The sequence below is a fragment of the Nisaea sp. genome (assembly GCF_017640745.1).
GTDB lineage: Bacteria > Pseudomonadota > Alphaproteobacteria > Thalassobaculales > Thalassobaculaceae > Nisaea.
Genome location: NZ_JAEPQA010000002.1, coordinates 1 through 21,025 on the forward strand (window position 1 = coordinate 1; position 21,025 = coordinate 21,025).

General features: G+C 62.1%; 14 protein-coding genes and 1 tRNA gene. 9 read left to right on the forward strand and 6 right to left on the reverse strand.

Annotated features, from left to right (window positions below; all coding sequences use genetic code 11):
* Positions 1-73: 73 nt before the first annotated feature.
* Positions 74-2,248, reverse strand: a complete 2,175-nt coding sequence (locus JJ959_RS01915) for a PAS domain-containing sensor histidine kinase (RefSeq protein WP_292879577.1) — start codon at positions 2,246-2,248, stop codon at positions 74-76.
* 363 nt (positions 2,249-2,611) lie between these two features.
* Positions 2,612-4,048: a short-chain fatty acyl-CoA regulator family protein gene (locus JJ959_RS01920; RefSeq protein ID WP_292879578.1), complete on the reverse strand. Its 1,437-nt coding sequence runs from the start codon at positions 4,046-4,048 to the stop codon at positions 2,612-2,614.
* A gap of 263 nt (positions 4,049-4,311) precedes the next feature.
* On the opposite strand from JJ959_RS01920, the gene aceA reads away from it, so the two are divergent.
* The 3 genes from aceA to JJ959_RS01935 all read left to right on the forward strand — a co-directional run bounded on the left by aceA (position 4,312) and on the right by JJ959_RS01935 (position 6,210).
* Complete coding sequence (gene aceA, locus JJ959_RS01925) at positions 4,312-5,616, forward strand: isocitrate lyase (protein WP_292879579.1); 1,305 nt, start codon at positions 4,312-4,314, stop codon at positions 5,614-5,616.
* A gap of 108 nt (positions 5,617-5,724) precedes the next feature.
* A complete protein-coding gene (locus JJ959_RS01930) occupies positions 5,725-5,922 on the forward strand; it encodes a hypothetical protein (protein WP_193183644.1) in 198 nt (65 codons plus the stop codon).
* Positions 5,923-6,134: 212 nt separating this feature from the next.
* Positions 6,135-6,210, forward strand: a tRNA-Ile gene (locus JJ959_RS01935).
* A 21-nt stretch (positions 6,211-6,231) separates the two neighbouring features.
* Here JJ959_RS01935 and JJ959_RS01940 read toward each other — a convergent pair.
* Entirely contained in the window at positions 6,232-8,922 is a 2,691-nt protein-coding gene (locus tag JJ959_RS01940) for a 2-oxoglutarate dehydrogenase E1 component (protein ID WP_292879580.1), read from the reverse strand.
* 298 nt (positions 8,923-9,220) lie between these two features.
* On the opposite strand from JJ959_RS01940, the gene JJ959_RS01945 reads away from it, so the two are divergent.
* The 3 genes from JJ959_RS01945 to JJ959_RS01955 are packed head-to-tail and all read left to right on the forward strand — an operon-like array spanning position 9,221 to position 13,537.
* Complete coding sequence (locus tag JJ959_RS01945; RefSeq protein ID WP_292879581.1) at positions 9,221-10,396, forward strand: HAD-IC family P-type ATPase; 1,176 nt, start codon at positions 9,221-9,223, stop codon at positions 10,394-10,396.
* Between the two features lie 12 nt (positions 10,397-10,408).
* Positions 10,409-11,908: an HAD-IC family P-type ATPase gene (locus JJ959_RS01950; RefSeq protein WP_292879816.1), complete on the forward strand. Its 1,500-nt coding sequence runs from the start codon at positions 10,409-10,411 to the stop codon at positions 11,906-11,908.
* A gap of 39 nt (positions 11,909-11,947) precedes the next feature.
* The gene (locus JJ959_RS01955; protein WP_292879582.1) at positions 11,948-13,537 is read left to right on the forward strand and encodes an MBL fold metallo-hydrolase; all 1,590 of its coding nucleotides are present in this window, start codon (positions 11,948-11,950) and stop codon (positions 13,535-13,537) included.
* Positions 13,538-13,546: 9 nt separating this feature from the next.
* On the opposite strand, the gene JJ959_RS01960 is transcribed toward JJ959_RS01955, so the two are convergent.
* Complete coding sequence (locus JJ959_RS01960) at positions 13,547-14,392, reverse strand: hypothetical protein (RefSeq protein ID WP_292879583.1); 846 nt, start codon at positions 14,390-14,392, stop codon at positions 13,547-13,549.
* Entirely contained in the window at positions 14,392-15,987 is a 1,596-nt protein-coding gene (locus tag JJ959_RS01965; protein WP_292879584.1) for an acyl-CoA synthetase, read from the reverse strand. The genes JJ959_RS01960 and JJ959_RS01965 overlap by 1 nt, the downstream gene beginning before the upstream one ends.
* 345 nt (positions 15,988-16,332) lie before the next feature.
* Between JJ959_RS01965 and JJ959_RS01970 the strand changes: the two genes are divergently transcribed.
* Genes JJ959_RS01970 through JJ959_RS01980 form a run of 3 tightly spaced genes read left to right on the forward strand, consistent with a single transcriptional unit; the run spans position 16,333 to position 19,359 of the window.
* Positions 16,333-17,535, forward strand: a complete 1,203-nt coding sequence (locus tag JJ959_RS01970) for a DNA adenine methylase (protein ID WP_292879585.1) — start codon at positions 16,333-16,335, stop codon at positions 17,533-17,535.
* Positions 17,532-18,515, forward strand: a complete 984-nt coding sequence (locus tag JJ959_RS01975) for a ParB/RepB/Spo0J family partition protein (RefSeq protein ID WP_292879586.1) — start codon at positions 17,532-17,534, stop codon at positions 18,513-18,515. The genes JJ959_RS01970 and JJ959_RS01975 overlap by 4 nt, the downstream gene beginning before the upstream one ends.
* Entirely contained in the window at positions 18,505-19,359 is an 855-nt protein-coding gene (locus JJ959_RS01980) for a hypothetical protein (protein ID WP_292879587.1), read from the forward strand. Before JJ959_RS01975 ends, JJ959_RS01980 begins: the two co-directional genes overlap by 11 nt.
* A gap of 77 nt (positions 19,360-19,436) precedes the next feature.
* On the opposite strand, the gene JJ959_RS01985 is transcribed toward JJ959_RS01980, so the two are convergent.
* Complete coding sequence (locus tag JJ959_RS01985; protein WP_292879588.1) at positions 19,437-20,990, reverse strand: adenosine deaminase; 1,554 nt, start codon at positions 20,988-20,990, stop codon at positions 19,437-19,439.
* Between the last annotated feature and the right edge of the window lie 35 nt (positions 20,991-21,025).

Genomic DNA, 21,025 nt, shown 5'->3' on the forward strand with positions numbered 1-21,025 from the left:
CGACTACTAGACCGGAAGGATCGGCCAGAAATCCGATTTTAGGGAAGGCGGCGCCGAATGGTGGCCGCCTTCTTCAATCTGCAGGAGTTTCCGCCTGGATATGGGGCGGGGCCGAGACCGATCGGGACGCGGGGAAGATGATCGTCATCGTGGTCCCTTTCCCGGGCGCGCTGGTGCACTGTAGCTCCGCGTTGTGCAGTTCCGTCAGGCGCTTGACGAGTGCGAGCCCGAGTCCGGCACCTTCCGCCTTGCGCACCATGCTCGAGTTCCCCTGCATGAAGGGCTCGAAAGCGTGGGCCTGCGTTGTCCGGTCCATGCCGATACCGTCATCCGTGACCGAGAGAAGAATGCGCCGGTCCTTTCCGACCTTACAGGTCAGGACAACGTGACCGCCGGCGGGCGTGAATTTCACTGCATTGGTCAGCAGATTGATCAGGATCTGCCGGATCCTGCGCGCGTCCGCCTTGAGCGCATGGCCGCGCATATCCATTTCCGCCCGCACCTCGACGCCGGCCTCCGCGGCCTGTTCGCGGATCATGCGCAGGCAATCTTCGCCGAGTTCTTCGACGTCGAGGGCTTCCTCGCGCACGGTCTCCTTGCGCGACTCGATGACCGACAGATCGAGCACATCGCCGATCAGGCTGAGCAGGTGGGTACCGCTCGACTGGATATGCCGGGCATAGTCGACATAGTTCCGGTTCTCGATCCTGCCGAGAACCTCACTCGCAATCATTTCGGAGAAGCCGATGATGGCGTTCAGAGGTGTGCGCAATTCGTGGCTCACGCCTGCGAGGAAGCTGGTTTTTGCGGAGTTTGCAAATTCCGCCTCTTCCTTGGCGTGAAGCAGCGCGATTTCCACTTTCTTGCGGTCGGTGATGTCCGAGAGAATTGTGCAGTGCGCATAGGTGTCGCCTGCCTCGGTCCTGAGCGGGAACGACGCCCCGAGAAAGACCCGTTCGCCCGAAGGCGTGGTCAGGGTTACTTCCCGGGCGGCACCTTCGCCTCTCTCGCTGGCGGCAGTCTCGAAGGCCCTCATTTCGAGGATGACGTCTTCCGTGAACAGGTCATTGTCGGCTTTTCCGATCACCTGGTCCCGGCTGAAGTCGAATGTCGTCAGGAACTGGCTGTTCGCAATCGTGTACCGGCCGTTCAGATCCTTTGCGAAAATAAGCGCGGGCGCACGGTCGATGACCGCTTCCGCCCGGTTCTCGCTCGTCCTCAAAACGTCGAAAACCTGCTCGATCGAGCTGCCGAGATTGTTGAAATCCTCGATCGGCCCGGGCTCGAAGGCGGGGATTTCGCTGTGCTCGCCGGCTGTCGTCGCGGCCATGGTGGCGTAGTTTGCAAGTTTCGAAAGGGATCGCTTGGTGATCGTTCTGACAAAGACGCTGAGAGCGAGCGAGAGCGCCAGGATCAATCCGGCAATCACGGGAAGCAGGCCGAAATAGGTCGCCCGCAACTGGTCGGCCGGGTTGGATCTCGTGGCGACTTTCAGGACGAGTGGCGGCCCGGCGGCGGCCGAGAACGGAATGGTTAGAGAGGTCTCGCTTCCAGGTTGACCATTCTGCTTCGCGCCAGGATCGATGCTCTCGTCACGGGCCGCGTGCGCAAGTTCTGTCTCTTCGACCGTCAAGGCAGCCGAGGCAAGCTCGGTCCGTTCCAGAAGTCCCTGCAGAATGCGCGAATTGTCGTTCAGCATTATCCCGGCGATAAGCCTTGCCACGGCATTTCCCGTGTCCGGATCGATGATGCGGGTGCCTTTCACGAAAGCATAGACGGTGACGCCATGTACGGGATCCGAGCGCAGCAAGCGGACGACCCCGGGCGCGGGATGGTTTGCCGCATGAGTGACGATTGGCCCCGTCCGGCTGGGGTTCGGGCTGACATCGAGGGGAGCCTCGCTGTCTCGTGGAACCAGAAAGAGAATATCGAGATTCAATCCCTCGGGAGAGTGGAACGCCTGCCGCAAGATCGCGTCCATGCGTGCGTTATCCTCGGCCCGGATCGCTTGCAGCAGGGCGGGATCGCGCGCCAGTCCTCTGACGTAGCTCTGGAGTTGCAGAAGCTGCTTCTGAAAATGGAGTTCTACGATCAGCCGCAAATGCTGTTTCTGGCGGTTAAGTTCCTGTTCCAGAACTTTCTGTGCGAACCAGTATCCGGACCAGACGGCGATGGCCGAAACCAGGAGAAGCGCGACGAACGTGGCGGCCGCGATGATTGTCGAATATCTGAAATCGCGCGTTGCCAAATCAGACCTGGCTCATGGTTCGGCGTGACGCGGCCTGGAACTTTGGAGAGACGAGAGAATCAGGACGAATTGCCGCGGCGTGCCGGACGGTCTCGAAAACGGAACATCTCGCTTCGATCAGCTCGCGAGTTGCTCCATATGCGTATGACTTGGCGATCCTATTGCGCGACTCCGCCTCGGGCGCAGTTACGGACGCCTTACCTGTCGGCTCTTTCAATTGCCACGTCACGCATTTCTCCCAACTGTTCCCCGGTCCCAGTTGGCTTGCATCTTTAGGTTAATCGATGGCGCCCTTAAGCAGCAATAGCGCGAGTCTCGCCATGTCCTTCTATAAGGGGTTCGGTTCTTGCGCTCCGCCGACGTTCATTCCTCGAAGGAAAACGCCGACGCCTTCTTCATATGCTGATCGGCGCGGATCGTCCGGTTGAGCGGCGGATGGGCGCGCTGGCTGCAGTCGAGCCGCTCGCAGAGCCGGCAGGAGACACCGACCGGCGTGGCGCCGCTTGCCTTCGGAAGGTCGAGTCCGTCGGCATAGACCAGATGCTTCGCATCCCTGATCTCGCAGCCGAGGCCCACGGCGAACTGGGGCTGCAGCTGCTGGTGCCAGCCGCCGGCATTGTCGAGGGTGCGGGCGATGGTGAAGAAGGTGGTGTCGTCGGGCATCCGGGCGACCTGGGTGTGGACCTGACCCGGGGTCCGGAAGGCCTCGTGCACCACCCAGCGCGGGCAGGTCCCGCCGTAGCGGGCGAACTGGAAGCCACCGCCGTTCAGGCGTTTGGAAACGTTTCCGGCCGCATCGACGCGGATGAAGAAGAAGGGAATCCCACGTGCGCCCGGGCGCTGCAGGGTGGTCAGCCGGTGGCTGACCTGCTCGAAACTCGCACCGAAGCGGCGGCGGAGCAGTTCGAGGTCGTGCCTGAGTTCCTGCGCCGAGCTCCGGAACGCCTCGTAGGGCATCAGCACGGCACCGGCGAAATAGTTGCTCAGCGCGACGAAAAGCATGTTCCGGGTCTCGATATCTGCCGGTTCCAGCCGGCCGACAACGCTCTCGATCAGCTCATGATGGACCAGCGCGGCGATCTGCGCGGCAACCTGGAAACAGCGCCCTGAGGGCAGCAGGGCCTCGGACAGCAGGATGCGGCGCCCATGCGGATCGTAGCGGCGCAGCGTGTCGGTCATGACATGCACCGGCATCACCTTCACCGCGATGCCCTTCTCGCGCTCGAGATAGGCGGTCAGCCCCCGGAAGAGATCGTTGCGCTCGAGCTTCGCATCCTTCCAGAGCGCCTCGGCCGCTTCCTCCAGTTCCGGAAAATGATTGGCCTCGCGCTGGTGCAGGTCCCGCACCGCCTCGACCGGGGAGAGCGGCTGGTCCGGGTCCGGCAGAGGATCGCGTCCGTCGCCGGCCGAGCCGTGCCGCGCATTTTCCCAGACCTGGCGGTAGGCATGATAGAGCCGCAGCATGGCCTGCGCGGCATTGGGCGAGCGGACGGCGAATTCCTGCAGCTCGACCGGGCGCACCGGCTGGTCCCGGAAAAGGGGATCGCTGAAGACTTCCGCCAGTTCGGCGACGATCTTGGCGTCGTCATCCTCGGCGAACTGCTTCAGGTCGAGATCGAATGCCTGGCCGAGCTTGAACAGCAGCGGCACCGTGACCGGCCGCTGGTTGTGTTCGATCAGGTTGAGGTAGCTCGGCGAGATGCCGATCTCGCCCGCCATTTCCGTCTGGCTCATGCCGAGGTCGGTCCGGAAACGCCGGATCTTCGGCCCCAGCATCGCTTTGCGGTCAAGCGCTTCCATCGCTCTGTCCTCCCGCATCCGCAAAGGATGTCCTGTCAGCTTATGGCGCTTTCGCTATTGCACAATGATTTTCACGATTTTCAAATCCATGCCATTTAATTTTACAAGTTTGACAGATTTACTTTTTTACTTTCAATGGCTTATGGACCGTTCGGATTTTCTCCCTCAGGCTCGTTTCAGTTTTGCGGCGCACACAGACAACGACAGGTGCCGCAGCGGAGACCGACAGCCACGCGACGCGGTCGCGAAACGAGGAGAGAGACATGTCTGGTGAGTTCGAGAAACTGACGTCCACCGCTTCCGGACGCTTCGACAACGTGAAGCGGGATTACACCACGGCGGATGTCGAGCGGCTGCGCGGCACGGTCCGGATCGAGCACAGCCTCGCCCGCCGTGGTGCGGAGCGGCTCTGGAAGTCGATCCATGAGGAGGATTTCGTGCATTCCCTCGGCGCCGTGACCGGTGGCCAGGCGGTGCAGATGGCCAAGGCCGGCCTCAAGGCGATCTATCTCTCCGGCTGGCAGGTCGCGGCCGACGCGAACGTCGCCGGCGCGATGTATCCGGACCAGAGCCTTTATCCGGCCAACAGCGGCCCGGAACTGGCCCGCAAGATCAACAATTCCCTGCTGCGGACCGACCAGATCCATCACCTGGAAGGCGACGACAGCACCGACTGGATGCTGCCGATCGTGGCCGATTGCGAGGCCGGTTTCGGAGGCGCGCTGAACGCCTACGAGCTGACCCGGGCCTATATCGATGCGGGCGCCGCCGCGGTCCATTTCGAGGACCAGCTGGCTTCCGAGAAGAAGTGCGGTCACATGGGTGGCAAGGTGCTGGTCCCGACCCAGCAGCACATCAACACCCTGAACGCCGCGCGCCTCGCCGCCGATGTCGAGGGCGTGCCGACCCTGGTGATCTGCCGCACCGACGCGGAGAGCGCCAAGCTGGTCACCAGCGACGTCGACGAGCGCGACCGTCCGTTCCTCACCGGCGAGCGCACCGCCGAGGGCTTCTTCCGCCTGAAGGACGGCACCAGCTTCGAGCGCTGTGTCGCCCGCTCGCTCGCCTACGCGCCCTATTCCGACCTCCTCTGGATGGAGACCTCGACGCCGGATCTCGAGCAGTGCAAGCGCTTTGCCGAAGCGATCCGCAAAGAGTTCCCGGACCAGATGCTGGCCTATAACTGCTCGCCCTCCTTCAACTGGTCGGCGAACCTCGACAAGGACGATATCGCCCGCTTCCAGCGCGAGATCGGCGCCATGGGCTACAAGTACCAGTTCGTCACCCTGGCCGGCTTCCATTCGCTGAACTACGGCATGTTCGAGCTCGCCTCGGGTTACCGCGATCGCGGCATGGCGGCCTATTCCGAACTGCAGAACGCCGAGTTCGCCGCCGAGGCGCGCGGCTACAGCGCGACCAAGCACCAGCGCGAGGTCGGCACCGGCTACTTCGACGCGGTCGCGACCGCGATCAAGGGCGATGCCTCCTCGACCACGGCGCTGACAGGCTCGACCGAGGAAGCCCAGTTCTACGGCGAAGAGGAAGCGGCCCGCACGGCTGCGGAATAAGCAGGGCCAAGGGAGGAAACGGGTCCGGGAGAGCCGGACCGGCGGGCGCCACCACACCATTCACGCCCGTCGGCTCCCGGACAATCGGTGAAGACAAGGAGACAGGACATGAGCAAGCGTTTTTGGGTCATCGGCGGGGAATACACCGACACCCGCTTCAGCCAGCTGATCGACGGCACCGAGCAACTGTTCGGCCCGTTCGGGAACCAGAGCGAGGCGCGGGCGGTCTGGGACAAGATCGCCAGCGAGACGCGCAGCATCTGCACGGCCCGCTACACCATCGTGCAGGAGGGCGCCGCCGGTTGAGCCGGAGCGCCGTGGCCCGGGAGACCGGGCGGGACTGACTTCAATCCCTGGCGGTTCGGGCCGTCTCTTGATCTCCGGCCCGACGTAAGCCTGACTCGCCCGGCCTTTCGGCCGGGCTCTTTTTTGTGCGAAGCCGCCCTGGGGCACGCAGCCCGGTTGACGGCACCGCCGCGGGTGCGCATAACAGCGGACCGGTGCTTTCCGCCGGATCAGGGCCTGTAGTTCAGCGGTTAGAACGCACCGCTCATAACGGTGTTGTCGGGGGTTCGAATCCCTCCGGGCCCACCATTCCTTTTCCGATCAGTCGTTTCAAAGAGACAGCGCGCGCCTCAGGATCGCATCCTGTTCGCGCTCGTGGCGCTCGATCGATCCGCCGGCCGCGACCGGCAGGGGCGGGCGGGCGATGACCGGCGCTGTCCGTGAAAGCTCGATTCCGCCGGCCGCGAGCGCGTCGCGGACGAAATGCCAGGCGCCCTGGTTTTCCGCTTCCTCCTGGAGCCAGACGAACTCGGCCTTTCCGAACGGGGCGAGGGCGCGCCGCACGGCCTCGAGCGGGAACGGGCAGATCTGCTCGACACGGATCGGAAGAACGGTTTCTTCCAGTCCGGCCTCTATTCGACGCCGGTCGAAATCGTAGAAGATCTTGCCGGAACAGAGCACGACGCGCCGGACGCGCTCAGGCCGGGGGCAGGGCGCGGCGATGACCGGTTCGAAGCCGGTCTTCTCGCCCATCTCTTCGAGCGTCGAGACCGCGTCGCGCGAGCGCAGCAGCGATTTCGGGGCGATGAGGAAGAGCGGCTTGCGCCAGGGCGCCCTGATCTGCCGCCGCAGCACATGGAAGAGATTGGCCGGCGTGCTCGGGTTGGCGAGGATCAGGTTGCCGCCGGCATAGAGCTGGGCGATCCGCTCGATCTTGGCCGAGGAATGATCCGGCCCCTGGCCTTCCAGCCCGTGAGGAAGAAGGATCGCCAGGCCCGAGCGGAGCCGCCATTTCGCCTCGGCGGAGACGATGTACTGGTCGACCGCGATCTGCGCGCCGTTCATGAAGTCGCCGAACTGCGCCTCCCAGAGCGTGAGCTGCATCGGATCGAGCAGGCTGTGCCCGTATTCGAAGCCGAGCACGCCATATTCCGTCAGCGGACTGTTGATCAGCTCCAGCATTCCGGGCTTGTCCACGGCTGCGGCGAGGGGAATGCAGGTCTCGCCGGTCGCCATGTCATGCACCCGGGAATGACGCTGGGTGAAGGTGCCGCGCACCGCGTCCTGGCCGGAGAGGCGGACCCGCGAGCCCTCCCCCAGCAGACTGGCGAAGGCGAGCGCCTCGGCGGTGGCGAAATTGATGTCCGTGCCCGACCGGATGGTCTCCGCGCGCGCCTCATAGAACCTCCGGACCTTCGGATGGGCGTCGATACCATCGGGGATCCGGCTTGCGGCCAGTCCGATCTCGCGAAGCCGTTCCACCGGGACCCCGGTTGTCACGGGCTGCAGTAGGGTTTCTTCGGTGGCCGCCGTCTGCGCGGTCCACGCACCGTTCTGGATGCTTTCCTCGTTCGGCATCACGTCCGCCGCCCGATCGAAGCCGTCCTGCAGGCGGATGCGGTAGGCCTCGGCGGCGGCGTCGGCGGCGGCCAGAAGATGCGGTGCCCTGTCCCGGAACCTCTCTGCGGCGATCTGCCGGAGAGTCGGGTGGCTGTCGATCCGCTGCCACATGCCGGGCTGGGTGAAGCGCGGTTCGTCAAGTTCGTTATGGCCGTTGCGGCGGTAGCAGACGAGGTCGATCACGATGTCCCTGCCGAACCGGGCCCGCCAGTCCATCGCGAGCCCGGCGACCCGCGCCACGGCCTCCGTATCGTCGCCGTTGACGTGCAGGACCGGCGCGCCGCCGAGTTTCGCGACGTCGGTGCAGTAATGCGCGCTCCGGCCTTCCGAGGGCATCGTGGTGAAGCCGATCTGGTTGTTGACGACCAGATGGATCGAGCCGCCAGCGCTGTAGCCGTCGAGGCCGCCGAGCTGGAGCAGTTCGGCACTCAGACCCTGCCCGGCGAAGGCGGCGTCGGTATGGGCGAGGATCGGGAGGGTCGCGCCCGTTCCGCCGTCGTCCCGGCGCGTCTTCGCGCGGGCATAGCCGAGGGCAACCGGCGCGACGACCAACAGGTGGGAGGGATGAGGAAGGATGGTCAGCGCCAGGTTTTGCCCGCCGCTTTCAGAGCGGCCCACATAACCGAGATGATAGGGAACGTCCCCGGTGAAGGCGGCGCCGTCCGAAAGGTCGCGGCCCATCAGTTCGGCGGCCAGGGTAGCGGGGTTCTTGCCGAAACCGACCGCGAGCGTCGCGAGGCGCCCCCGGTGCATGCCGCCCATCACGACCTCCTTCACGCCGTGGCCGGGGGCGGTGCGCAGCAGTTCCCGCAGCAGCACGATGGAGGCCTCCGCCCCCTCGCTGCCGAAGCGCTTCTTCGCCGTGAACTTCCTGTGCATGAAGGTCTCGAACGCGTCGACGAGCGCGATGGAGTCGAGGGTTGCCGCCAGCGCCGCTTCGGTGAGCGGCGTCGAGACCGCCTTCTCGAAGGCCTCGTGGAGCCAGGCCCTTTCCGCCTCGTCCTGCAAGTGGCTGGCCTCGAGCGCGGCGGGCCCGCAATAGACCGACCGCAGCAGGGTGTCGGCCTCGGCGAGGGGACGCTGACGCGTCTCGCCGGCGAGGCTCAGCCCGGCGCTCTGCCGGCCTGCCGCTGCGATCCGGTCCCTCAGCCGCGAAAGGACCGGGTCGCGGTGCTCGTTCGGCGCAAGCGGGTCCAGGTCCGCCTCCAAATGGCCGAAGCGCCGGTAGGCATCCTGAAGATCGTGTGCCAGGGCCGAAGCGCCGGATGCGGCATTGGAGCCGCCGCCGTCGAGGCTGTCGAAATGGATCGCCAGGTCGGCGGGGACCGAGTGGCGGTCGCGCCGGTAGCGGGCATAGAGATCGAGGAAATAGGCGTTGTCTTCCCCGGAAAGGGTGCTCATTCAATGCCTCTTATGTAGGCGTTGCAGGGCGGGAGAGCGACGGGAGAGAAGATCCCGGCCATCGACGCCTCCGACTTTAGAAATCCAAGGCCGCTCCTGGCAAGAACCGGGTGAGGGTCAGCTCTTTCCAGCCGACCGGCAATCCCCGGCGGTGCGTCCTGTTGCCACGCCGGGAGAGAGATCTATCCCGCGACCTGCTAGCCTTGGAACAATGGCCGGGGAATTATCGGCCGGTAGGGAAAGCGGAGTGCAACGGGTGCAACTTGCAGAGCATGATGAAGGATCCGGTGGGTCCTCCGTGAAACCGGCCGAGGTCGTCACGGACGCGCACGCTTTGCCGGTAGAGGAAACGCTCGCCCGTCTGGACGTCGCTTCGCAGGAAGGGCTGAGCGCAGACGAGGCCGGACGCCGCAGAAGACTGTACGGCCCGAACAGGCTGGAAGAGCGCCATTCCAGGAGTGCGCTCGGCATCCTGCGCGACCAGTTTGCCAGCCTGATTGTCGCGCTCCTCAGCGTGGCGACGGCTGTTTCCTTTGCCTTCGGGCATTGGGTGGAAGGGCTGGCGATCGTCGTCGTCATCCTGCTGAACACCGCGCTCGGATTCTTCACCGAACTGAGGGCCGTGCGCTCGATGGAAGCGCTGCGCCGCCTCGGAGTCGTGCTGACCAAGGTGCGCCGCGACGGGTCGGTGGCGGAGATCCCGGCCGGCGATCTGGTCCCGGGCGACATCGTGCTGCTGGAAGGCGGCGACATCGTCAGCGCGGATCTCCGGCTAATCGAAGCCTCGAAGCTGCGCTGCGACGAGTCGGTGCTGACCGGGGAGTCGCTGCCGGTCGAGAAGGGGGTGGGTCCGGTCGCCGGTGACGCCCCGCTGCCGGAACGCTCGAACATGGCGTTCCAGGGAACGGCGGTCACCAAGGGGACGGCGGAAGGTGTCGTCGTCGCCACCGGAATGGCGAGCGAACTCGGGCGCATCGCCGCGCTCGTCGATGAGGCGGAAGATACCGCAACGCCGCTCGAAAGACGCATCGACGGTCTCAGCCGGCAGCTCGTCTGGGCAACGGTGGTCCTGACCGCGATCATCGGTCTCGCCGGGATCCTCACCGGCAAGCCCACTTTCCTGATGATAGAGACCGCCATCGCGCTTGCCGTCTCGGCAGTGCCGGAGGGACTGCCGATGGTGGCGACCCTCGCGCTCGCTCGGGGCATGTGGCGCATGGCGCGGCGCAATGCGCTGATCGAGCGTCTTGCAGCGGTGGAGACTCTGGGTGCGACGACTGTCATCCTGACCGACAAGACCGGCACCCTGACCGAGAACCGGATGACGGTCACGGTCGTGGCGCTGCCGGATGGCGATCTCGCTGTCGGCGAGCGCCTGCCCGATGCCTCGGGCAATGCGCTGCTGCGCCGGCTGCTGGAGGTCTGCGTACTGTGCAACAACGCCTCCATAGGACCTTCTGGCGACAGCGGGTAGGAGGCGAAGGCGATCGGCGATCCGATGGAGGCGGCCCTGCTCTCGCTCGCCGCGAAAGCCGGACTTGAGCGCGACGAGTTGCTCGCTGCTATGCCGGAGATGAGCGAGGAGGCTTTCGATCCGGAACTGAAGATGATGGCGACGATCCACGAGGCGGCCGGAGGCCATTTCGTCGCAGTGAAAGGGGCGCCGGAAGCGGTTCTGGAACACATCGTGAGCGTCGCGTCTCCGGACGGTGCCGCCGGTCTGTCCGAAGTGGAGCGGGCTGCGTGGCGGGAGCGAAGTGCGGAGCTTGCCGGGAGGGGCCTCCGGGTGCTCGCGCTCGCGGCCAAAAGGGCTCGTGCGGCCGGTGAGCCGGTTTACGGAGAACTGACGCTACTTGGTCTTGTCGGCCTCCAGGATCCGCCACGCCGGGATGTCGCCGGTGCCATCGCCGCCTGTCGGCAGGCGGGCATCCGGGTCATCATGGCGACCGGCGACCACGCGGTGACGGCGCAGCAGGTCGCCGAGGCGGTCGGCCTCGGCGTTCAGGACAGGGAACTGGTCGTCGACGGCCGGGATCTCCCGCCGCTCGACGCCATGTCCGCTTCTGAGCGGGAGCGTTTCCTCTCGGCCGGAATCTTCGCCCGCGTCAGCCCGAAGCAGAAACTGGACCTGATCGCGCTGCATCAGGGCGCGGGCGACGTCGTTGCGATGACCGGCGACGGGGTGAATGATGCGCCGGCCCTCACCAAGGCCGATATCGGCGTTGCCATGGGGCAGCGCGGCTCTCAGGTGGCGCGGGAAGCGGCGGACATGGTGCTGCGCGACGACGCCTTCGCCTCCATCGTCGCCGCGATCGGCCAGGGCCGGGTCATCTTCGCCAATATCCGCAAGTTCATCGTCTATCTGCTGTCCTGTAATCTGAGCGAGATCATGGTCGTCGGGCTCGCATCGCTCTCCGGCATGCCGCTGCCGATCCTGCCGCTGCAGATCCTCTATCTGAACCTTGTGACCGACGTGTTCCCCGCTTTCGCGCTCGGCGCCGGGGAGGGCGAGGCCGACGTCATGGAGCGGCCGCCGCGGAACCCGAAGGAGCCGCTGCTCGCAAGGCGGCACTGGATCACCATCGTGAGCTTCGGGGCGGCGATCACGGCGTCAACGCTGGCCGCCTTCTACCTCGCGATGACGTTGCTCGAAATGGACCCGGAGCAGGCGGTCACCATCGCTTTTCTCACGCTGGCGCTGTCCCAGCTCTGGAATGTCTTCAACATGCGGGAGCGGGGGACCGGCTTCCTGCGGAACGAGATCACCCGGAACCTCTATGTCTGGGCGGCCATCGCCTGGTGCCTCGCCCTGACGGTTGGCGCGGTCTACATGCCGGGCCTCGCCGATATCCTGAGCCTCTCGCCGCCGGACATGGAGGGCTGGATGCTGGCCGTCGGTCTCAGCCTCGTGCCGTGGCTGCTCGGCCAGCTGGCGAAGCTCGGGCCGCGCAAAAAGAGAGCGACCGGAAATGTTGCCGAAGGCTAGTTTGCCGGAACCCCGGCTCGATCAATGGAGTGACATCGGATGATCCTGACTTTCTGCGGCGCCGCCGGAACCGTGACCGGGTCCTGCTACTGGATCAGGACGGACCGGTGTCAGTTCCTCGTCGATTGCGGCATGTTCCAGGGCTCGAAGACGCTGAAAGAGCTGAACTACGGAAGCTTCCCGTTCGACCCGGAGAAGATCGACTTCGTACTGCTGACGCATGCCCATATCGACCATTCGGGCCTGATCCCGAAGCTGGTGAAACAGGGCTTTTCCGGCCCGATCTTCGCGACAAGAGGCAGCATCGATCTCCTCACCTACATGCTGGCCGACAGCGGCTCCATTCAGGAGATGGAGGTGGAGCGGCTGAACCGCCGCAACGCCCAGCGCGGCCGCCCGCCTGTGACCCCGATCTACGGCAAGGAGGATGCACAGACGGCGATGGAGCACTTCTCCGCCGTCGAGTACGACAGCTGGCGCGAGGTCGGCGACGGCGTCCGCGCCCGGTTCTGGAATGCGGGGCATATTCTCGGCTCAGCCTCGATCGAGGTCGAGGTCTCGACCGGCGAGCGTGGCGGAAGACTCTCCCGGCTGCTTTTCTCCGGCGATATCGGCCCCGACCGCAAGCTGCTCCATCCCGATCCGGAGGCGCCGGAGAACTGGGACTGGATCTGCTGCGAGGCGACCTATGGCGGACGGCAGCGCGAGGACGTCGGTCCCGAACGCCGCCGGAAGGTGCTTGCCGAGGAGGTGAACACGGCACTCGCGCGGGGCGGCAACCTGCTGATCCCGGTATTTGCCGTCGAGCGGACGCAGGAGCTGCTGCTCGATCTCGGCACGCTCTTCGACCGGGGGACGATCCCGGAGGCGCCGGTCTTCCTCGACTCGCCTCTCGCGATCCGGGCGACGGAGGTGTTCGAGAAGAACGCGGCCATGCTCGAGGACATGCCGGCCAACGGGGACGGTTTCCGGCGGCCGAACATCCGTTTCACGGAGACGGTGGACGAGAGCAAGCGCATCGCCCGGGTGCATGGCGGGGCGATCATCCTCGCCGGCAGCGGCATGTGCGAGGCGGGCCGCATCCGCCATCACCTGAAGCAGAATCTCTGGCGTTCCGACGCGACGGTCCTGCTGGTCGGCTACCAGGCGCCGGGAACGCTCGGCGCCATCCTCGCGGACGGCGCCGAGGCGGTAACGATCTTCGGTGAGGAGCTTCGCGTGAAGGCGGCGATCCGGCAGATCGACGTCTATTCCGGCCATGCCGACGGCGAAGAGCTGGTGGACTGGCTCACCGACCGGCTGCCGGTGAAGTCCGGGATCTTTCTCACCCATGGCGAGGAAGAGGCGCTCGCGGCCATGCGCGACGCGCTGGAGGCGAAGGGCGTGGAGCCCGAACGCATCCTGATCCCGAAGCTGGACGATGTGGTCGATCTCTCCGGCGGCCGTGCGGTCTTCCGGCAGAAGCAGGCGGTCCGGCGGCTCACTCCGGAAGCGGTGCGCGGTCCGGACTGGCACAACGAGCTGGCGGAGTTCTCCCTCCGTCTCAGGGCCGAGCTGGAGGCCGCGGCGGACGAGAAGTCGCGCAAGAAAATCATGCGCCGGGTGATGCGGGCTCTCGAGGGGGATTGAGCCGCCGCCTCAACAGCGCTCCAGCAACAGTTCCGCCGTGATCAGCACCGCGTTCTCGCTCCGTTTCAGCGCGCCTTCGCGGATATCTCTGCCCTCGATGCCGACGATGGCGATCTCGGGGCCGCTCCCGCTCCCGCCCTCGGCACGTGCTTCGGCATCCAGTACCAGGAACTCGGTCGGCAGGCTGCCGAGCACGGAGCCGTCCTCGAACGTCGCGCCGATCAGGCTGCCGAGGCCGTGCACCTGCGCGCCCTCCCAGCCGAGCCGGGCGCAGGTCGTGTCGAGTGCGCCCGCGAAATCCTGGTTCGGGGCGAGGCGGACGAGGGCGTAGTCGGCATCGTCTCCGCCCCGTTCCTCTCCCGAGGGCCGGAACAGCGTGAAGTTGGTTTCCGGGTCCGGACGGCGCTCGAAGCGGGCGCCGGTCAGACCGATGCCGCGCGCGACTGCTGGCGCGGCGAGCATGGTCCGCGGCGCCAGGATGTGGCCCATCGCGATCTCGCCGCCGGCAGGCGCCCAGAGCCCGTGGCCGTGCAGGAAGGAGGCGCCGTTGTCGCGCCCGACCATCATGCCGAGCCGCTCGATCCGGCCAGGGCCGCCGAAGGAGCGAATATCCGAATACCAGGCGACATGGTCCTCGTCGGGAGAGAGCGCCGGGATCACGTAGTCGAGGCTGGAGACGATCGCCTCCTCGATCTCGAGCCAGGCGCCGTCCAGCCCCTCCGCCGCCATCGCCTCGGCCACCGCGTCCTCGAAGGGAAGGCCCGCATTCAGTGTCAGCGCGACAGGGCGGCCCTCCGCGGGCAGGATCTCCTCCCGTTCCTCCGCGACCGGGCCCGGATGGGTGACGGCGCGCATCAGGCGGCGCTCTCGCCGGCGGCGAGCCGCTCTTCCAGCTCGGCGCGGATCACCCGTTTCGAGAGCTTGCCGTAGCCGGTCTTCGGCAGGCTGTCCCAGAAGAAATACTGCCGCGGCAGCTTGTAGGAGGCGATCTTCTCGCGGAGATAGGCGTCGAGTGCGGCGGCATCGAGGGAATGGCCTTCCTCCAGCACGCAGACCGCGACGCCGATCTCGCCCCATTTCGGGTCCGGCATGCCGAAGACCGCGGTCTCGGTCACCGCCGGATGCAGCAGGATCTTCTCCTCGATCTCGCGCGGATAGATGTTGGAGCCGCCGGAGATGTACATGTCCGAGGCCCGGCCGGTGATGTAGACATAGCCCTCCGCGTCCATGTGGCCGATATCGCCGGTGCGGAACCAGCCGTCGCGGAAGCTCTTGGCGTTGGCCTCGGGGTTTTCCCAGTAGCCGGCGAAGACCGCGCCGCCGGTGACGCAGATCTCCCCGGTCTCGCCGGGGCCGAGCGCGGCGCCGTCATCGCCCTGGATCTCGACCTGCATGCCGGTGCGGGGATAGCCGCAGGTGCCGACCCGCATGTCGTCGCCGGCGGAATGGTCGCGCGGCGGCAGGTAGGTGATCGCGCCCGTGACCTCGCCGAGGCCGAAATACTGCACCAGCACCGGCCCCAGCACCTGCAGCGCCTTGATCTGGTCGGAGCGGTACATCGGCGCCCCCGCATAGATCACGTAGCGCAGGCTCGAATGGTCTGCCGTCATCGCCTCGGGCGCCTCGACCAGCATCTTGAGGATGGTCGGCACGGTGAACATGTTGCTGACCCGCCAGCGCTCGATGAGCGACCAGATCTCGGCGGTGTCGAAGCGCGTCGCGGCAGGCAGGATCGTCGGCGCCCCGCGCGCCGCCATCATCAACTGATGCATCCCCGCCCCGTGGGAGAGCGGCGCCACCACGATGGAGGCGTCTTTCTCGGTGACGCCGGGAACGAGGTCTGAGAGATGGTTGTTGATGACGAAGCCGAGCTGGCCGTGTGTCAGCACCGAGGCCTTCGGTCGTCCGGAGGTGCCGGAGGTGAAGAAGAGCCAGGCCGGATCGTCCCGGTCGACCGCGGCGAGCGGCGGCACCTCGTCGGCGTAGCAGTCCATCAACCCGTCGATGTCGGGTCCGAACTCCGCCTCGCCGATGGCGAAACGCGCGGTCAGCTCCGGTCCCCCGACAGCGGCATGATCCGGGAAGGCCGCGTTGCAGATCATCGCCTTCGCGCCGGAGAGCTCCGCCATCCAGGCGAGATCGTCCGGCATGCCGCGGAAGTTGGCCGGCACCCAGACGGCGCCGAGCCGGAAGCAGGCGAACATGCTCTCGAAGAGCTGGTTGCAGTTCTGCGACTGCACCAGCACCCGGTCACCCTTGCCGATCCCGCCCTCGTTCGCGAGCACGGCGGCCATTGCCTTCACCCGCCGGTCGAAGTCGCGCCAGCTCCAGATGCGCTCGCCCCAGACGAAGGCGGGAGCATCGGGCAGCCGCCGCGCCTGCTGCTCGACCAGATGCGCGAGGTTCATGGTGCGCGTGCTGAAGGGGGGAGATGGCGATATCGTGCTCATGGTGTCATTTCGCTCATTCGATATCTTGGTTGATGCCGCTGATTTCCGAGGAACAGATAAAGATTTCTGGAAGAAACTATAGTCGTGAGCATATGCGGGGCCGTGATCTTTTTTCTTTAGTGTGATGCATGACCGGCTGACGGCGTCGAGAAAATCACGGGTTGGACGTTGGAGAAAATGGCGCCATCGCGATCGAAAAATGGGGAATGCTGATTATTTCCCCACTTGGAAATCGTAACTTTATCGCTTTAAGTCGCAATAGTGGCTTGCGTCTGCGAACTGATTGCATATCGTGCGTGTTATGGTTGCGAGCTTTGTGGAGCTTGCACGAACTCAGAGTGAAATATGAGCGTAAATATTAGTTATATGGGCACCAAGCGCGAATTCGCCCCGGCTGTAGCTGACGTGATTAGCAATGCACAAGAAGGAACTGTCCTCGACGTTTTTGCTGGGATGTGTTCAGTGGGAGAAGCGTTACAGCCATTTCGTCAGGTATGGGCGAATGATGTTCAGAAATTTGCGTTCGAAGTAGCTACGGCTGTGTTTACTGATTGCGATTTTCCTCTTTGTAGAAATGTTGTTTCAGATATTCTTTTTGATGACTATCAAGATCACAAAAATTCTCTCGAGATGGAATATGTTTTATCGATAGATTTAGAAAATAATTTGTTGGAGTGCGGTTCGTTCGAAAAATTCGAGTTGTTATATCAAAAATTTAAAAGCAAGCTTTCTGAGGAAAAAGAAACATTTTCTAAGGAAGAGTTTTTTCTTTTTACATCGCGGTATGCGGACACTTATTTCGGATTGCAGCAAGTTATTCAGATAGACTCAATATTATCGGCAATTAGGAGGGCCTACCTACGTAACGATATTAGAAGTGACCATAGAAGATGGCTCACCATCGCTCTAGGGCGCGCAATGTTGCGCACAGCCAACTCGACTGGACATTTTGCTCAATATCTAAAACCAAAAGTTGGTTCTTTTAAAACATTCCTGCGTCAGCGTAGGCGTGATTTGTGGTTCGAGTGGTTAAGCTCATTAGAAGAGATGGCGCCGGTTGGGACTGTGGAGTGGCGCGCAGAAAATAGAACATTCAATATGGACTGTTCTGATCTCATGGACGACTTGTTGTGTTCGGATATCCGTCCATCTGTAATTTATGCGGATCCACCTTATACGGATGACCAATACTCAAGATACTATCATATATTAGAGACCCTAGTAATGTATGATTATCCAGATATTGTTGGCGCTGGCTTATATCGAACAGATAGATTTCGAACACCATATTCTCTTCGGTCTAGAGTTGCCGAGAGTTTCGAGAGGCTCGTAAAAAAAATTTCAATGACTGGCGCCGATATTGTTCTCAGCTATCCTACTAATGGCTTGATGTATGAGGTTGGATGCGATCCACTCAAAATTATGAAGAAACATTTTCGCGTAGTCGAGAGATGTTATGCAATTTCTCATGATCACTCTACGTTTGGGGCTTCGAAAGGATCCGCTAAGGCGGCTGTAACAGAACAGATTTTCTTGGGTCGAGCATGACAATCGAAAAACAGCCGCATGGTAAATTGAAAGATTTGTCGCCAGATCTGATCCGGCGAAATCCTGAGAACCCGCGATTATTCTTCCGGCCAGAGGAGATGGACACGCTGATGGCGTCAATACGGCGCTACGGCATTCAGGTTCCCATTACCGTCTACGAGGAAGGTGACGAATACGTTCTTATTGATGGAGAGAGACGATGGCGGTGTTCACTGAAGTTAAATATGAAGCGTGTTCCGGCTTTGGTGCAGCCGAAGCCTACTGAACTGAACAATCTACTTCTTATGTTCAATATCCATGCTCTTAGGGAGCAGTGGGATTACCTGACGATTGCAAATAAGCTTCCATCTGTAATTAGCCTATTTTCTGATGAAAACGAAGGCCGTATCCCAAATGAACAAGAGCTCAGTGAAATAACGGGACTGACAAGGGGGCAGATTAGACGTTGTCGATTGTTGTTTGATCTTCCCGAGTCTTATCGAAAGCAACTTGAAGAAGAATTATCTCTCCCGAAGCATTTACAAAGAATTTCTGAAGATTTTTTCATTGAGATGGAGCGCGCGTTAAAAACTGTGCAGAAACGTGTTCCGAGCGCAGTCGAGAATCTCAATGTAGCAAGGGATGCATTGATACAGAAATTTCGGGATGGCGTTATAAACAACATTGCAGATTTTAGAAAGCTTTCGAAAATTGCTACATCTATTGATAATGTTGGAGTTAAGGAAAGTAAGGCGAAAAGTGCTATCGATGATATTTTTAACATGAATTTGAAGGTTAGTATTCATGATGTTTGGGTCGAGCAATTTGAGATGCGCTATGATGAGCGCAAGATTAATCTCAGTGTGGATTCAATATATGAATATCTCGATGCGGCACTTGAAAGCGATGAAGTCCGGGGAATTGGTGATGATCTAATTTTACGACTGAATAAGCTCAAGAATATTATTGATAAAATTCTTGAGGAAAATAATGCCGTTTGAAACATTAAGTGATAGACTCAAAATGGTCGCTATGTGCTCGCTTAATCATTGTAAAGCGAGGTATGGTGGTAATGGTGTAAAAGTTGAGCAAGGTCTTTCTGAGGCAATTATGTGGAGGCCGTCTTATTATTTAAAGGCGGGAAAATATAAAATTATTGCAGTTGAAGTTGAGGATAATCTTTATCCGGAGAGCTTAAAAGGAGCAGCATACGAAATTAGTCACTACGAGATGCCGGTTTCTGTATATCAAGCGTGCTCTTTAGAGTCCTACCAAGGTGATCCTAAACATAAGAAGGTTAATTTATTAAGGTCTCATGGGTTTGGTATCATAACCGTTGACGACGACGGTAATGTAGTGATTCAACATAATTGCGTGCCTCTGGCGCAGCATATTTCTCCTGATGTCCTTGAACGTGAAATACGTAGTTTGAGTAAGCAGCTCAAAGTGGCATTTCGCTCGGCACATGATGTATATCATACTAATGAAGGGCAGGGCTTACAGGATGCCGGACAAATTATAGAAGCTATGATTTCGGAGCTTGCAAAGCAGGCTCACAAAAAAAATGTGGTTTCAAACGGGACTTTGTCAAAGCCCCTAGGATCCCAAATTGACGATCTTTATGCAGCCAATGCATTCAATAATCATCGCGCAGCTTTGGGTGGGGCTCGTGATTTTATAAAAGAATTTAGAAATACAGCCAGTCATCCTCCCAAAAGTGCAAAACAAGCTGCCGAAAAAATCCGTAAATGCCGAAAAGGGTTTTTGGACGCTATTGTGATCGCCTCTAAGTTAAAAGCTGTTTCCTCTGCTCTCGGATACCAAATGAGGATTCATACAACTTGAGCTGTCGTAGGCATTAAAACTTTGCCTGTTCATTTTAAAGATCATCCATGAGGCGTTTCTTTTCTTCTAAATTTTCCTTACCACCGCCCCTCGAACGCCGCGAAGCGCTTCTCCAGCTCCACCTGTGCCCGCGCCTTGTCGCTGCGGGCAACGAACGCCTTGCAGTCCGGCGTCTCGAAGCCGTGCGCGCAGGCGCCGATCGGCTGGAAGACGCGGAAGTCGTACCAGAGCGAGGCGCCGGTGAGGAAGCTCTGCTCCAGGCTCTGCCGCGAGAGCATCTTCAGTTCCTCGTAGCCGAGGCCGTAGCGTTCGCTCGCAAGCTGGTACTGGCTCGAGAGATCGATCCGCTCGACGCCCTCGTCGTCGGTCGAGAGCATCACCGGGACGCCGGCGCGGAGATAGGTCGGGAAGGGATGGTCCCGGCCCGCGACGCCGAGGATCTGCTCGTTGCTGGAGAGGTTGATCTCGACCGCGATGCCGTCCTTCGCCATGCGCCGGATCAAATCCTCGCTGCCCTGTTCGAAACCGATGGCGACGCCGTGGCCGATGCGGTCGACATGCGCGATCTCCACCGCTTCGCGGATATGGAAGGTCATGTCCCCGAGCTCGGTGACGCCGAGCCAGAGCTCGCCCGCATGGAGCGAGAGGCCGACGCGGTCGTACTTCCGCTTGAAGTAGCCGAAGATCTTCATGTGCAGGGAATAGTCCCGGAGCGCGACGTGATAGTCCTCCGGCGCGACGAAATTGACCCCGACGCTGAGCTTTTCCCGGTCGGCGATCATGTAGTGCAGCATGATCTGGGCGAAGGCGTTTTCCGGCGGCTGGGTGCGGATGCTCTGGCCGAGCTGGCGGAGGGTGACGGCGCAGCCGGGCTCCGGCGCGCTGCCGTCGCAGCCCATCTCGGCGCGGGCGCCCGCCATGGCATCGTTCAGCACCGTCGCGCCGGCATCGACCAGCTTCCCGAAGCCGTTGTCGAGCAGCGCCTTTTCGAAGGCGGCGAGTTCGGCATCGCTGCCGCCCCTTAGCTTCTGTTTCACGCCGAGTGCTGCCGGATCGACCCAGCCGAGCGTCATCATCGGTTCGACATAGACGATATTCTGCAGCGCCGCGTTGCGGGCGAGCCAGGCGAGGCTTTCCGCCTTGCGGTCGCCGGAGATCGCGCCGAAGCGAGCGAAGGTGGCGAAGAACTGGTCATGGCCGGAGCGCTCGCCCGAGAGCGGGTTCGGCTGGAAATTGCGCATCGAGAGATTGTCGGTGATGGCGGCCCGGCAGGCATCGCTCCTGGCGGCGTCGCTCATCCGTACCTGCACGGCCTCGCGGCAATCCGGCTTCGCCACCGGCGGTACATGGGCGGCGCAGGCGACGATGGAGCGCGCGGCCGGATCGAAGCAGAGATCGAGATCCGGATCGGCGGCCCAGTCGATATAGGCCTCGGCATAGACCGCGCCGGAGAGATGGGTGTGCAGGTCCGCGCCCTTCGGCATCGCCTGCAGGAAGGCGCGGGTGAGGGTGCGGTCGGAGCGTATCGCCTCGAAATGCGCGGCGGTGCGGGAGGCCGGATCGCCGTCCGGCAGGCCGGCGCAGGCGCCGAGCCCCAGAGTGAGCACCAGAATCCAGATGGAGATGCGCATGTTCCGCTCCCGCGCTCGTTCGTTACGGCGCCAAG

Coding starts and splice junctions, on each gene's coding strand:
- JJ959_RS01920 (WP_292879578.1), bottom strand. CDS start 4,048: ATGGAAGCGCTTGACCGCAAAGCGATGCTGGGGCCGAAGATCCGGCGT.
- JJ959_RS01975 (WP_292879586.1), top strand. CDS start 17,532: ATGACAATCGAAAAACAGCCGCATGGTAAATTGAAAGATTTGTCGCCA.
- JJ959_RS01955 (WP_292879582.1), top strand. CDS start 11,948: ATGATCCTGACTTTCTGCGGCGCCGCCGGAACCGTGACCGGGTCCTGC.
- aceA (WP_292879579.1), top strand. CDS start 4,312: ATGTCTGGTGAGTTCGAGAAACTGACGTCCACCGCTTCCGGACGCTTC.
- JJ959_RS01985 (WP_292879588.1), bottom strand. CDS start 20,990: ATGCGCATCTCCATCTGGATTCTGGTGCTCACTCTGGGGCTCGGCGCC.
- JJ959_RS01980 (WP_292879587.1), top strand. CDS start 18,505: ATGCCGTTTGAAACATTAAGTGATAGACTCAAAATGGTCGCTATGTGC.
- JJ959_RS01930 (WP_193183644.1), top strand. CDS start 5,725: ATGAGCAAGCGTTTTTGGGTCATCGGCGGGGAATACACCGACACCCGC.
- JJ959_RS01940 (WP_292879580.1), bottom strand. CDS start 8,922: ATGAGCACCCTTTCCGGGGAAGACAACGCCTATTTCCTCGATCTCTAT.
- JJ959_RS01960 (WP_292879583.1), bottom strand. CDS start 14,392: ATGCGCGCCGTCACCCATCCGGGCCCGGTCGCGGAGGAACGGGAGGAG.
- JJ959_RS01965 (WP_292879584.1), bottom strand. CDS start 15,987: ATGAGCACGATATCGCCATCTCCCCCCTTCAGCACGCGCACCATGAAC.
- JJ959_RS01970 (WP_292879585.1), top strand. CDS start 16,333: ATGAGCGTAAATATTAGTTATATGGGCACCAAGCGCGAATTCGCCCCG.